This window comes from Proteiniphilum sp. (assembly GCF_040307845.1).
GTDB lineage: Bacteria > Bacteroidota > Bacteroidia > Bacteroidales > Dysgonomonadaceae > Proteiniphilum.
Genome location: NZ_JAWRIS010000007.1, coordinates 12,113 through 27,380, shown reverse-complemented (window position 1 = coordinate 27,380; position 15,268 = coordinate 12,113). Strand labels below are relative to the sequence as shown.

Here is a 15,268-nt window from a genome sequence, read left to right as displayed (position 1 = left end):
AAGATATTTGATATGATACAGGAGTATGGCGCATATTTAGGAGGTCACAATTAAAGATATTGCCAATCAAGTAGTTGAGGTTTTATCTTTTAGTGATTCACTAAAAGGTGAAATGCAGCGGCAATATCAATAACGATCATATTTTTTGTCAATAAAAACATCTTTCACTGCCTTCAGGTAATCGAAGCCATGTAACATATCCGGCAGCAGGTAGCTACCTTCTACCCATTCATTCCAGGCATTAATTGTGATCAGTTTTGTTTGGCCAGGATGTTGGTCGGCATAATCTTTTGCTTTTGAAAGCAATGCGGCAAAGCTTCCGGGCGTATTATGAGAATGTACTATATCCTTTATTCCCTTTTTGGGAAATCTTGGCGTATCGTCCCATCCAATTGAGACGCACGGAAAAACGGGAACGTCCAATATCTCGTTCATCTGCTCCCTTATCTTGATTGAGTTGGCTCCATATACAAGATAATCTTCATCCATTCCTCCCATATTATACATGGCTACGCTGTTAAACCCCATTTCATCAACATTCTTTTTGAACGCTAAGGCTCTTTCCTCCGACATAAGAGATCCTCCACCCTGATTCCATTGGATGTGGAGTCCTGGAAATCCGGCCTTTTTTACTTCATCCCTGAAATAATCCAGTGCTTTCCGGGTTTCTTCTATGCTACCGCCGAAACTTTCCTTCAGCTTGTCAATGCTAAAAATGGAGAAAACAGGTTCACCATTTATTTTAAAGTAGTTGGGTTGTCTAAAATATTGATTGATCACCCTGTCCACAATAATCTTGTAATTTTTCCAATCCACTTTGGCATCCCATAGGATTGATTCATTGTCTCCATAACGGTGATAATTCCAATAGTTATGTTTTACATCATGGTTGGCCCACATGATATAGAACTGCATTTTGCTATTATTTCGTGCCTTCAAAAAACCATCATTCAAAGCACTTTCCAGATATGGGCCTTCCTCATACCAATACCAGTCATACACAAACACATTCACACCATGGTCAACGGCCACGTCTATCCAACGTTCAACTACTTCCGGGTCGTTATCCATTTCATATCCCCACAGCGGTTGACGTGGTTGGTAATGACCTTCATATCTGGGATTCCCTTTTTTTATCACTTCCCATTCACCCATACCTTCCGACCATAGTTTTTTTCTTGCCAATGGATCATCGTGGCAGGATGGCCAGATGTAAGCCGCTACATAATATTCATTTTTAATTTCCTCATTTGTTAGTTGTGATTGTGCATCAAAGATATTCCCCCAAATAATGCCGATCACTATTAGTAAACCCATACAAATTTCATTTCTTTTCATGATTGTTTCTATTTATCCGATAATTTTTAAGAATTCTGCTCCAACTTAATTATACTTTTAGTTATTTAATATGAAATTATAATGTTACTTTTTTCTATAAAGAATTAATATTGCATCCGAATCGACAGGCGTATGCGTTTCGAGTCCACTATTGTTCCGGGTTATATCCGCTTTCAGGTAACGATTGTTGGCTGTGTCGAACCAACGGGCCGTATAACGTGTGGCATCTATGTCACTAAGTTTGACTTTATCCTGTACCGGCACATATACCAATATTGTGTTCCGGTCGCTGGTGGCAAGTACAGATTGCCAGCGGGGAAGGGCTTCCGTGCCCGGTTGTTCTCTTAATAGCTCGTTAGCAGGGACTAATTTCCACCACTCAATCTCCCTGAAGAACCCGGAGAGATAGCCTATCTGGATACTTCCATCATGGAAGAGAGCATCATACCATGTAATGGGGGAAGGATCCTTTTTCCCGTGGTTTATAGGTGTGTCTCCCATACGTAACCATGGCCAGATGGTATGAGAGCCGTATGCTACGCCGGTAACCGGTGTTGAAAAAATACTCCAGTAAGCGCTGTTACGTACTTCTTTCGCGTTATGACCATTCTCATATACCGGTTCGGTATCTATTATAGGACGAGGAATAAGTTTTTTCCATTCAGAAACTACCGGTCCCTGTGTTTTCCAACGTATGGCATTATCGCTATTGGTATGTCCTGTCTGATAGCTGATCATGTCGAGCCATGATTCATCATTGAATTCATTGCCATACCACGAAAATCCCTGGGGATGAAGGGTGACGATGTTGCGATGAAAATTCTTGTCGAAAACCCTCCGGCCTATGTTCTTCCATCTGCTTTCATTTTTGTCAGTGTATTTACCATCGCCTCCGAGGTTCCAGATTACATGATTTGCATCATATCGGGCCAGTATATATTCGGCCAATTTAATGGCCGATTCTTCAGGAAGAAAAGAACCGGGGTTTGAGTCGCCGTAAGCCCAAAGCATCACAGGTGCTGCCACTAACCCGTAATCATTGATGCGGTCGATCCGCTCATCCATCCGTTTAAAAAAAGATGGATTGACCTCAATCCTGTCGACACCTGAAAAAGCCGTTTCTTTTTCTGCGTTACTGGGCCCTCCGCGCCATTGCGTGGTGATTAGTTGGATGACAGAATAACCGGTTGCTTTCCGGTTAGAAAGGTATTTTTCCCACTCTTCCATAGTAGAAAGGAGACCACCATTCCAGGCCGTGCAGCCTATATAGAGGAATGGTTTATCATCGCTATATGATAAGTGGTAGGTGCCTGTCACATGTTTTATCGGGCCTCTCCGGTAGATATCGGCTTTATTGTGATTGCGGACACATTTGAAAGCTCCTTCTACCCCGTTAAGTTGATCGTTGGCCGGATCAGAACAAATTGTCTTATATTTCCATTTCCCGGTTTGATCCGGCATAAAACGTATCTTCCATATCTTTTCACCATCCCAAAATCCTCTGACGACCAATTTCTCACCGGAAGGAGATGTGAATTCTGCACCGAAGAAGTCAACGTCATACAATGGGTTGTCATATAACTGCCTGCTTTCGAAAACCAACTCTTTCTTTTGCCATTTCTTTATTGTTGTGTTGTTCCCATAAATAATAAACAAGCATGCAAAAGAATATAGAATGATGAAAATGATCTTTTTATTCATAACTAATGGATTGTGAAATATTTTGTAGATTCCTTGTTTATGATTGTTAGATCGTCAGAGGATTGCCGAAGTTTTCAATCCATATGGAACAGTTCTTCGAGAGGTATGGAGACCGGAGAATTATCCTTATTTACTTCCATTATATCCGCCATATAATCCCACCATTTTTGTACTATTGGGTTTATACCTATTTCCTGGGAAGATTGCTCCCCTTTTATTTTTTGGACTGCAAATAGCATATTTGTTTCCTTATCCCAAAATATAGAGTAATCCCGAACACCGGTGTCGGATAATAGTTTCTTTAATTCCGGCCAGATAGCCGAATGTCTCTTTTCATATTCTTCTTCTAATCCCGGTTTTAAAAACATTTTAAAAGCTACTCGTTTCATGCTATGTTTAATTTAATGGGTTGTGTATGTTTTTCAAATCGCATATACTTTTCAAATATACACACAAAAGTTCAAGTGTGTATTTTATTCATCTGTGGGATGAATGGGGACATTTGGAAATGTCCATTTGCTGGTTATTTTTAATAACTCTTCCGGAATTTCACGTTCGTACCCCTGAATGATCCCTTCGATCTCTCCGTTATCGTTTTTCCAAAAAGCGAGATCGATCCTCTCTTCCAGGTCAATGATGAAGTCTTTGGTTTTAAAATGTTTTAAACCGCCTGCAGCCAGTGCCTCTACCTGACCCTCTTTATCGAGTCTGACTGCTGCTACTCCGACCGCATCAAATAGTACAGTATATTTACCTATTTTCTTTGTTGTATGGATTGGATCACCTGCCGGATTATCTTTTCCTGAAACCTGGATGAGTGTCCCGTCAATTAAACGGGCATATCCCTGTGTCGGAGGGGTATTGGAAATGTATCCAAAGCCTTCCGATAGCCTTGTAGCCGGAGTTTGAAGATCAATTTTTTGTTTTCTCAGCTCTTTTGAAACCGCCGATACAATTGTTTGTATATCTCTTCCAACAATCATTTGTTTTGGTAAAGCACTGTTCCCGTTGAAAGTGTTGCCATCAAAATCCATGGTCCAATTTCCCATCCGAAAGAGTTTGGCGGAACCTCGGGAAGCCTGATGGAAGAAATCTGCAGTGGATGTTTTTTCAAATTCGGGATTGTATAGGATAACTGCCGCGTATTGTTGTTTCCCATACTTTATCCTTCCGTTTGGATCAATGTATAAACTGCCCTCTTTTATTTCACTGGATGGAATTAAATCCGTAGGAATACCGGCATGCCAGAGGCTGTTCAGCAATTCCATACCTACGTCATCGAAAGAAGGTCCAGCCCGGTTTATGGCTGCCTGATGACCAAAAACAATTGCTACCGGGCAGTCCAAAGGACTATCGCTGATGAAATTCAACAGGTGGATTTTGCTTTCTGCACGCATCAGATCCCCATTAAAGAGTTGCGTATGCCTTTCCGTACGTTTTTCTTTACTGGGATACAAGGGATGGTAGTTGATCCTGCCTCCGGCGAGGGCGCAACTCCATATCTCCTCTTCATAATCACTCCTCTGGGTTGAATAATATTGGTTATACCAGACGGGACTATTCCATTTCTTTGCCAGCGCAGTGCGTACACCAAAGGGGGTTATTTCATCTGTCTGCGCCCAATCACGCCTTGCCGCCCACCAATATAAACCATTTTTTTTGCTTTCGAACCGATTGGGGTATGGATACCAGGTCGGGTGGGTTACCACTGCTGCATCAGGTCCAAAAACCTCTTTTATCGTTTTATAAAAATCATTCTCCAAAAGTGTGTTTTGTTGCCGGTTTAGTTCCATATAATGGTTTATCGCCATATATCTCTGCTGTTCTTTTCCTTTTATTCCGATGGACATTAACAGGCAATCTTCCAGTAGTTCCCTTCCGCCTGTCTTTTTTGCATAGGCGGCAGCATAGTGCCTGGAGTACCAGAAGTGATTTCCCGAAACCATCCTATCTGCGGGGAAACTGGGTGGAAATCCCCATTCGTCGCGCATTCCACCAGCCAATGGAACATCCGAGTAGTTTCGGATGATACTACGCGTAAACTCCATCAGATGTGGGGCGAAAACATCAGGGGTAAGATAGGTGAATGTAGCCATTACACATGCATGCAACCCTTTATTCTCTCTGTTTGCCGGAAGCCGGACGACGATCGAGTCTTTTGAAGAAACTATCACTTCACATTCCCGGGTTATATCTGTAAGGGTTTCCGGACTAATTTCCTCCGATGTCTTTTGATATACATAAACACGCGACAGAAAACTTTTCAACGGGATATAGGGTGTTCTACTTCCCGTCATGTGATCAGAAAGAGTGACACTGCGAATAACGGCTTCGACAGGTGTTCCATCTGAGAGGGGAATTTCCTCAAGCCATAATGATTCCTGCAGTTCATCCGGATATAAAGCCTCGAATTTTCGGGAAGCCAAACGAGGATCCAAATCCAATGCAATCCCAATCCCTTTTTGTTTGGCATACTCTACAGCCTGCTTTACTTGGTCATGCACGTCAATGTCGGTTATATCTCTTCCACGTAGCCTGATAGCTGTCGTTAATAAATTATAACAGGAATGTTTGCTCGCCTGATCGATAAAATATTTATACCCGTCGGTTTCAAACTGTTCTTCTCCCCAGAACCATGCTCCGATTACAGGGGGTGTCGGGGAGAGAATATAATGGTCGACAGGTTGGGACATAATTGCAGTCCGGGAAAACATGAAGAATAGGAATAAAAGAACTATATGCATGGCTATTGCTCCTCTCTGCAGTGTTATATCGTATTAAAGGATTTACTTTGTCTGGTATACATAATTGAATCGCCCTCCGGGTGCCACATCGCCGTTGACGTACCAGTCCATCGGATCTTCTTTTTGCATGTTGTCAGACCATTTGAATTCAAAATTGAGCACTTCTTTACTTTTCGAAATTGCTCTCAAGGGAAAACTATACATCAGTCTGTTTCCTTCCGTTTTGACCGTGACCTGATCAATCGTCTTCCACTGTCCATCGACATACTGTTGAAAATCCTTCCCTGCGTTGACTCTGAAGTCATATCCCATCCATCCGGTAGTGTGGTCCCTGTCGCTGTTGATATAGAGTCTCATCCACTGTTCGTCGTTGCCATGGATAATCGGTTCGGCCGTCTCCGCCATAAAATAGATTGTTTTTTGGTCTCTTGCCACTTTCAGTGTGGTGAAATCATTTCTGCCGGTGATGTTAGTGTATTGGATATGAGGCTTGATTACCGCCGACGGATGATCTCTTTTTTCTGTATCACCTTGATAGTCTGTATAGGCTGGCATCACATCTTCCCAGTCGTTCCATTCTTTGATAATCACCTCTTTACCGGCTTCCGGTGCCGCATTCATGCCCTTGTATTTCCGGATGTTTGCTACCATCTGCATATAGTAATTGTCTTTTAATCCGGCAGTCATGGTGGGTTCTATGTCCCTGCTGTACTCCGGATCGGCTTGGTCGCAGAAGTAGGAGTGTTCGGGGTTTCCATCCGTACTGCCCCATCTTCCGGCTATCCATTCATTCCATCCGGTGATAAACACAAATGGCACATCCTGTTGAAGCGCATAATCCCACTGTTCCTGGAAATTATACCCATAGAATATATCCTTTTCCGGTTCACCGGAATAGTTTTTTCTATAGCTTCGTCCCCAATTATTCGTATTACCGTAAAATGCGGAACCTCCCATACCTGCGGCGGGATCGGGGTGCTGGCATACCGACACATTGATGATTTCCCTTTCCCCGTTCAGGTTTTTATAGACATGCTGCGGCCTGATGAATTCGATCCATGGCCATCCGTTATCCTGTATGGGTTCATTGGGCCATTGTGATTCCCTGAATGTAAAAAAGGATTGGAACTTTTTTCCTTTGGCCTCTTTGGTCCTGCCGATAATAAGGGGTTTTCCTTCCAGGTAGTACCATGTTTCAGGATAGTAGATGGGCGCTCCCGGCTTGTAATATGCATCATAAATCTTTTGCATGGTATTTCCCGATTGCGTATTGGTATAATAGACCATTTTGGGTGGGTTTTTACCTTGCTGTTGAAGAGTCCGGATAGCTTTCATCAAAGCATCCGATTGTTCTTCATAAATAATCGCATTGGTGGCGTCGATCAACAGAAAGTCGACTTGTGCATCGGTCAGCAACTGCATGTTTTTCAGATGCACCCAGTAATCGTCACCGCGGTAGTACCCATAAATCGGTTCTCCCCAGAAATAATAGCGTCCTCTTTGGGTAGATCCCCAGTTTTTGTGATTTCCTTTCTTCAGCACTTCCGGATGATTGGGAATGATCTTGCTAAGGTCCCATTCCTGTTCGGAGGTTTTAGAGGATTTATCTCCCTGCCAGAGGAAGTAAAACATACCTACACTCCTGTTTTCCTTGATATCACCCACTTCCTCATGTCCCGGAAGTACTCTGCCTAACTCATCGCTTCCTGCCAATGGTTGAATAACGTCTACAGATATCGACTCCTGTTGGGCGATGAGAGGGGAATTGCTCAAAGTGAAGATCGTAAAGAAGCATAAAAAAAAGAAGTAAATAGATTTCATACGATTGAATAAAAAAGTTAGTTGACTTTGCCGAATACATTTCTTACTGCTTCCAGATAGCCGTATCCCCAGGTGGTGTCGGGCTCCAGGTAACTTCCTTCAGACCATTCATTCCATGCGTTGATGGTAATAATCTTCGGTGTGATATTATTCTGGTCGACATAATTCTTGGCTTTTACCAGATACTTCTCAAATTTATCGGGTGTTGAGTTATTGATATATCCTGCCTTGAAAGGGAATCGGGGATTCGCATCCCAACTTATGGTGAGGTTGGGGAAGTATGTCATGGAGAACTGATCTTTAAATCCCTCCCACATGTCGGTGGAAGCATCACCCCATACTTCATAGTCTCCCTCGGGATTCTGGAGGTGCGCCCAACAGTAGTTAGTCAAGCTTTTAAAACCAAAGTAAGTCAACACATCATCCTGACTTTTGATCGGATCACCGGGTACACCTTCAATTGAAGAGGGTAATGCTTCCCACAGGATACTTTGCAGATGAAGGCCGGGAAAACCGGCTTCCACAGTTTTTTGTTTGAAATAGTCGAGCGCTTCTTTTGTCTTTTCCGGCCCTCCCAGTCCATTGATCAGTGTGTTCAACTCATAAATACAGAAGACCGGCTCACCGTCAATTTTGAAATAGGAGGGTTCTTTGAAGTACTGCGAAATCACCCGGTCTACCACTATGTCGAACTGCTCCCTGTCCACTTCGCCGTTCCAATATACCGAGTCGACACGGGGATTCTTCACATCCCAGTAGGTTGTGGCATCGTGATTGGCCCACATCAGATAAAATTTCATCCGGTCATTGTTCACTTTCAGGAATCCTTCGTTGATACAACTTTCCAGGAAAGGTGCCTTTTCAAACCAATACCAGTCGAAAATAAATGTATTCACACCATATTCGAGGGCGGTTGAGATTTTTAAATCCATATCCCTGGGATTTGCTTCGTCGAGATATCCCCAGAGAGGCACTTTGGGTTGTTGGTGTCCTTCCTCCTTCGGTACAGTATTACGGATGATTTCCCATTCACCGGTTTTCTCGGGGAAGAGGAATTCCGACCGCGGCTCGTAATGATAGGCCGGCCAATAAAAGGCGGCAATGGAGTATTCGTTTCCTGCTGCTATGTTTTGTTTTTTATTCTCCGAGCAGGATAAGAGGAGAACAAACGCTATAAACAGCGTAAAGATGTGAGAAAAAGGGTTCATATAATTAAAAATTAGAGCCAAAAATCAAGACTCAAGAACTAAGAGTGAAGAACTAAGAGTGAAGAACTAAGAACTAAGAACTAAAAACTAAAAGTGAAGAGCTAAGAATTAGAATTTCTCAACTTCTTTACTTCTCAACTTCTCAACTTCTCAACAATTCAACATCCTCAATACTTTACTGACTGGATAGTGATGGGGCCGAAAAGTCCGGATGGTTGTAACGGACTTTGGGCATTATATGGATTCACATAGCACCATGTCTTCCTTTGCGCTTCAGGAAGGTGCTGGTCGCCGATCAATCGATTCATCCAGTTGTTAACTACCTCAATTTCCAGTTCATTCTCTCCCGGTTTCACAAAATCAGAGATCTCGAGCTTATAAGGATATGTCCAGACACCACCCGCGTAACTGCCATTCACACTCACTTTTGCCATCGCAGTCAGATTACCCAAGTCAATCTCGATAGTTTCATTCTCTTTTGTTTCCGGCATAGAGAAGTTGATCCTGTAATTTGCCGTTCCCGAATAATATTTGATGGATTCATCCGATGATGTGGTCCAGTCATGAAGCGTTTCAAAGATCACCGGTTCGGCAGGTCCCCTGAATGCGGGGTCGAAACTGACACTCCATGGGCCTTTTAAATCCTCAATGACATTCGGAGAAGGATAATTATCCTGAATATCAGTTAGGTTACTCTTTTTGGCTTTCTCCCTGAATACCATGAAAACGCTTTCATACGGAGCCAGTTTGGTTGGTACGGAGGTTGTTTGTGCCTTTATTTCAAAAGCAGGGAGGGTACGGATCGATCCGGAGATTGCCTCCCATAATTCAGGCTGTTTTCCGGTTACCCTGAATTCAGGATGGATAATTTTCTCCTCCCCGGTCTGGTTGGAGATAAAGTAAATATCGATACCTCCCAGCGACCTATGGCCGTAATGAATGGAATTGTCTTCGGGCAGTTTGCAATCGGGTGGGAGTTGGATCATGCCAAATACCTCTTCCAGGGTGAGTCCGTTCATAATCTCCCCTTTTCCATATTTTCTGCTTTTCACGTTTACACCATCCACTTCACCCCATAATTCTGCGGCCATTTCCCGGACCTGCCGGTCGGCTTCCGGTTGGTTCTGGAGGCTGGGGGAGCGGTCTGGCGCCGACCCGAGTACTATGGCTCCCTGGTAAACCAGTTCCTTGATTTTTGCCAATAACTCCGGCCGCATAGTCTCCTGTTTCGGGAGAACCAATACCTTGTACTGCGTACCGTGGGGAAGGGTTACCAATCCATCCTTCACCGTCATATCCCTGATGATTACTTCGGCATTCATATAATCGAACTGGTAGCCTATCGGTAGGGGAGGATCTGCCACGCCTGTCATTTTGGGGGCATCTTCACCGATAAAATAGGCGACATCGGCCACATTGAGCCCTTGCTGCAACATGAAGTTCGACCGTTTAAGATATTGTGAAAAGAGATCCATTTGCGAGAACCATGTGTTCTTGCGGTCAAATTCATTCCCGAACCAGGCATTCACTCCCGGATTCTTATCTTCATAAGGTTGCATGATATAGAGATGCAGCAGGGTGTTATTGATTCCCTCTGCAAAGAAGCGGTCGGTACGTTGTTTCATCATCGCCGGATAGCGTGAATAGGCAGGGCCACCCGATGTGTTGGATTCGGCGGAGATCTTGGTTTTTCCGTAGATATGCCCGGCAGAGGTAGCTGCCCGGTTTTCAATATCACCCAGTTCACCCTGGCTCCAGAACTCTCCTCCGATCTCGTCGGACTGTCCGCCATACATCAGGAACTCTCCAGGGAATCCCCAGTGGCCGTAATTCTCCAACCATGTGGTCAATCCGTGTTGGTGGCTTACGTCTCTCAGTCCACCCACGTAATCATAGGCCACTTTGTCCGCTATCATTCTCCTTAAATCCCATAAGAACCGGTCCGATTCCTGTGGGCTGTTCACCACATACCCCCTGTACACCGGCAAGTAGGGAAGAGGGTCATAACCGTATCTTCCTTTGAATTCCTCCAGGAATCCATCGGTGAAGTTCTGGCCTCCGGTTTCATAGCTGTCCTGCACGACCACCTTGAATGTTTTCCGGTCGGTTTCCGGGATTTTCCTAAGTATTTCACCGATAAACGCGTCGAAATGAACGGCAACCCATTCCTTGCTCATTTTGTCTATCTCGAGGCCGGTCGCTTCTGGTGAGGCAGGACTGTTAGTAACCTGCGTGGGAGTCATCCCCATCCGTAATATTTTCCATTCTCCTTCCGGCACGTCCCAATTCAATGTTCCGTCGGGGGACATCTTGTCGGAGATATCAAGCACCTGGTCGGCCGTGATCATCAGCGACTTGTCATCCACTTCCGGTTGATCGGCCCACATATAATCACCCCAGTAGGGTAGCGGAGTGGGGTGCATTTTTGCCAGTATTTTTTCACTGTAGCGTTCCACTTGGGGAATGGCGCTCAGGTTCACTTCCGCCAGTCCCGCATTCTGCGGATGATAATTCAATACCAACCTGAATTCCGAGGCTGTGGTGGCCGGTAAAGAGATGGTGACCGGCGCATAGCGATCGAAACCTACGTTGAGTGCCGGATTTGACCTGTTGATCACAAATTTTGAAACGGTGCTGAACGCATTGTTGTCTCCTTTAGCCTGTAGTTCGGCATCCGCCCTGAACGGCGAAGGAGTTGTCCGGATAGTCAGGCTTCTGGCAGTAAACGGTTTGTCCGTTGTAAAGGTGATTGCCACATTATTACCGGGTAAATTGATACCGGTCCGGGGATTGTTATCCGTCAAGACCGACAGGTTGGAGATGGCGGGAGATGCCACAATTTTGGCGTTGTTACTGTGCAATACCATCCCTTCGCCGTTTATGGACGGGATGGCGATGACTTTCACATCCTGGAACATCTCATGTGGCTGTTCGAGCTTCTGTGCTATTTTTTGTGGCCCTTTCACCATCACTTCCGACGAGGCGAGATAACGCATCGCCTGTTCGGGTTTGACCCAAGGTCCACCCGACTGGCTCCAGCCGGGAGAGTTGAAAATGCCAATCTCTATGTCGAGTTCCGTGGCAGTTTTCAATGCGGTATGCAATATTTCCCACCACTCATCGCTCAATACTTTGATATTCCCGAAAGGGAGGTCGTCCACACCAATATTCCCGATAAAAGCGCGGTTAATCCCGGCTTCCTTCATGGCATGCAGGTCTTTTACAGCACCCTCTTTTGAAATGTTATCGGAGATCCAGTACCAATAGACACTGGTCTGGATTGAATCAGGCGGATTCACAAATCCATTTTCTAATTCCTGTGATAGTTGTGTCAGATTTTTTCCGGAGTTTTGCATGCATGCCGTCAGGTGTAATGCAAAAACCGCAATCAACAACATCTTCATTTTTAGCTTCATCATTTTTTAGTTTTATGATATTTATATTAGAGTTTATATCGAATAAGATTTTAGCTATAAGAACTCTCCTGAAAAATAATTCTTTTTGAATAGTGAAATAAATTTAAACAGAGTCTAATCAATCTGTTTCGTTTGAAAATATTCCATAAATATAGCCTGTTTTTTTGAGAAATGACCGGACCGTTCTAAAAAACGATTTTGTAGTTTCCGGAAGGAAATTTATATACATCCTTACCATCCACCGTCTCTTTTTTCAGGAAATGGCAATTTCCCATTTCTTCACCGTTTACTTTGAACTCTTTTTCATAGGGAGGAACCACGAATCCCGATGAATTGGCAGGGATAGTGATTTCCCATTCCAGCCCGTGTTCATTTCTCTTCCAACTGCTGGAAACCCTACCATAAGGCGTTTCGATACTTGCTTTTGCCCATGGTAGAAAATCGCAGAAGAGTGGTTGAAAACGAATCACCTTAAAACCGTAACCGGAAGGATCGGGAGAAATACCCGCGATATCTTCGAAAAAGGATATGTCGAAACCGGCCTGCATAGGATGGTTATAGGAAGAGCTTAATACCGCTTTTCTGGTTATTTCGTTCACGGGCAATGTTTCCCATAGGGTAGTGGCATCGGCCGATTTCCACATCCACTCGAAACTATGCTCCCCTTTTTTGGTGAACATGTTCCATGCCGCTTCGGCATTACCATGGCGTGCCAGCATACTTCCTATCCTGCATAATCCGAATATACCACAGTGCATGAATCCTTCGCTCTTCTCGTTCATATTTCTCACTATGGACGCGCTTACGGCCTTTTCGTCACCATCAGGCACAAGACCCAGGTCCAACGCCAAGGCATCTGCCGTTTGTGTGCCGAAGGTTTTGTTTACCGGATCATACATGATGGCAATCATTTCCCGGGCGATCTCTTCCTGCATCAGTGAAAAAAGTGCCACATCCTCCTTTTTGTCGAACAGGCGTGCCGTCTCTTCCATGATCTTGGCATCCAGGTAATGAAAAGCGGTGGAAGTAAATTCAACCGGTGTGGGATCAGCCGATTCGTACTCGGGTGCGCACCAGTCACCCAGTCCCTGGTATACGATGGAAGAGGTCTCTTTGTTATACAATTTCTTCCTTTCCTCACTTTTTGCCAGCGAGTTCACATAGAGTGTCCATTGCTTCATCTGCGGATAAAACTCTTCAAGAATTTGCCGGTTGCCGTAATAGGCATAAATCCACCAGGGTAATTGCACGAGTGCGGTTCCCCAGTCGGGCGACGCTACTCCGCAAAGCCTCTTGCCGGGTGCGATCATATAGGGTATGCCGGCTGCTTTGTCGGTAAAATAGAAGGTGTTGTTGTATCTTTCGTGAAAGAGGGTATTCTTCTCTTCCTTAGAAGCGCCTGAACGGATATCTCCCAGGTATTTGTGCCAGAAATTTTCCATCTGGAAATTCATATTGGCCATTTTCACGTAAGCGTGCACGTCTCCCAGCCATCCACATTTTTCCCTGATCGGGCAATCGGTGGGAATACCGTGGACGTTACTCTTCACCGTGCGCAGCGCCAACTCATGTAGCTTGTTGATCTGCTCGTCCGCACATTCGAAGGTGCCGGTCTGCTCGATATCGGAATGAACAACAATCAGTTTTAGCGTCTCCTTATCGGGTGTTTTCGTGACGCCCGACAATTCCGCATAGCGGTAACCGTGGTAGGTGAACCGGGGAACCCATTCTTCCACTCCTTTTCCTTTACAGATGTAATGGTCTTTGAATATCTCCCCATGGTGGATCCATCCTGTCGATCTGAAATCCAGCCCCTTGTTCTGGTCGATTCCCTCCGCGAAGCGAATGGTGATTTCCGTGCCTTCAGTTTCATTCACTTTCAGGAGGGGAATTCCGGCCACATTCACACCAAAATCATAAATCCAGTTGCCCAATGAATCCTGCCATATCTTTTCGGCCGATAAAATCTCTTTCTTCCTGATAGGAGAAATCAATTGTGGTAACAATCGTGGAGGTATACCTTTTGTGGCGACCAATGCTCTCTGCCATCCTTCGGACGAAGAGCCGGCTTTGTTCCATCCATCCATTTCGTAATTGGCATCGTAGGTCTCTCCCAGGTATATATTGCTTTTACGTACAGGTCCTTCACGCCATTCCCAACTTTCGTCACTCCCCACGACTGTTTGTGAACCATCTTTGTAGGAGATCACCAGTTGCAGCCTTAACATCGGGTCACCATAAGAAAAATTGGCTCCTTGCCATGCCTCTTTTTGCGAAAACCAGCCCCCGCCCAGCATCACGCCGATGACATTTTCACCGTTCTTCAAATGAGAGGTTACGTCGAGTGTGCTATAGAGCGCCAACTGGTCGTAGTCGGTCTGTGCCGGATCAAGAAGTCGCGTGGGATCCACTGTGTTGCCGTTCAGGGAAAGCTCGCCTGCTCCCAGTCCGCAGAAGTAGACAAGCGCTTTCGAGATTTTCTTTCCCTTATCTGTGGAAAACACTTTCCTGAAATAGGGTAGGGCATGTTGGTTGGGATCGGCATAGGTGATCCATTTCGCCTTCCATGTGCTTTCATTCAGCAGGCCGATGGAAAAACCGGCCGGTTTGCTCCATTGGGTCGCTTTATCATTCTCTTCATCATTCTCTTCCCAAATCCTGACCCGCCAGAAATAAGAGGATCCCTCTTTGAAGTCCGTTTCCGGTTGTATGCCGAACTGTTGGTCGGAAGGTCGTTTCCCTGATTTCCAGATATCGGCTTTGCCCTTTTCTAGCAGATCCTGTTGTGAGGCGATCTCTATTTCCCAGGCTGTTTGTGTTATCCCCTGGCGGGATGACTTGATTTTCCAACTCAATGAAGGCGCATCGATTCCTTCCGGATTGGATATGTTGCAGCATTTCAGCTCTTCGACATAGGTGCCGCGTTCACCAGTATTACATGCATTGAATAGGAGTGTAATGCTGAAAATAGAGAGAATTACTCCATTGATAGAAATCTTTTTTGTCCCTCTCATTATTTCTGTTTTGACTGAGTAGTATA

Annotated in this window: 8 protein-coding genes; all 8 read right to left on the bottom strand. The window is 44.8% G+C overall.

Annotated features, from left to right (window positions below; all coding sequences use genetic code 11):
- Window positions 1-126: 126 nt before the first annotated feature.
- The 8 genes from ABV001_RS01485 to ABV001_RS01450 all read right to left on the bottom strand — a co-directional run bounded on the left by ABV001_RS01485 (window position 127) and on the right by ABV001_RS01450 (window position 15,242).
- Window positions 127-1,317: a glycosyltransferase WbsX family protein gene (locus tag ABV001_RS01485; protein WP_352421170.1), complete on the bottom strand. Its 1,191-nt coding sequence runs from the start codon at window positions 1,315-1,317 to the stop codon at window positions 127-129.
- A 105-nt stretch (window positions 1,318-1,422) separates the two neighbouring features.
- Window positions 1,423-3,039 (bottom strand): glycoside hydrolase family 140 protein, encoded by a 1,617-nt coding sequence (locus ABV001_RS01480; protein ID WP_352421169.1) that lies wholly within the window; start codon window positions 3,037-3,039, stop codon window positions 1,423-1,425.
- Window positions 3,040-3,113: 74 nt separating this feature from the next.
- Window positions 3,114-3,428, bottom strand: a complete 315-nt coding sequence (rhaM, locus tag ABV001_RS01475; RefSeq protein WP_352421168.1) for an L-rhamnose mutarotase — start codon at window positions 3,426-3,428, stop codon at window positions 3,114-3,116.
- An 84-nt stretch (window positions 3,429-3,512) separates the two neighbouring features.
- On the bottom strand, window positions 3,513-5,732 hold the full coding sequence (locus ABV001_RS01470) for a hypothetical protein (protein ID WP_352421167.1): 2,220 nt from the start codon (window positions 5,730-5,732) through the stop codon (window positions 3,513-3,515).
- Between the two features lie 93 nt (window positions 5,733-5,825).
- Entirely contained in the window at window positions 5,826-7,604 is a 1,779-nt protein-coding gene (locus tag ABV001_RS01465; RefSeq protein ID WP_352421166.1) for a hypothetical protein, read from the bottom strand.
- 17 nt (window positions 7,605-7,621) lie between these two features.
- The gene (locus ABV001_RS01460; protein WP_352421165.1) at window positions 7,622-8,812 is read right to left on the bottom strand and encodes a glycosyltransferase WbsX family protein; all 1,191 of its coding nucleotides are present in this window, start codon (window positions 8,810-8,812) and stop codon (window positions 7,622-7,624) included.
- Window positions 8,813-8,979: 167 nt separating this feature from the next.
- Complete coding sequence (locus ABV001_RS01455) at window positions 8,980-12,231, bottom strand: glycosyl hydrolase (RefSeq protein WP_502929815.1); 3,252 nt, start codon at window positions 12,229-12,231, stop codon at window positions 8,980-8,982.
- Between the two features lie 182 nt (window positions 12,232-12,413).
- Entirely contained in the window at window positions 12,414-15,242 is a 2,829-nt protein-coding gene (locus ABV001_RS01450; RefSeq protein WP_352421164.1) for a family 78 glycoside hydrolase catalytic domain, read from the bottom strand.
- Between the last annotated feature and the right edge of the window lie 26 nt (window positions 15,243-15,268).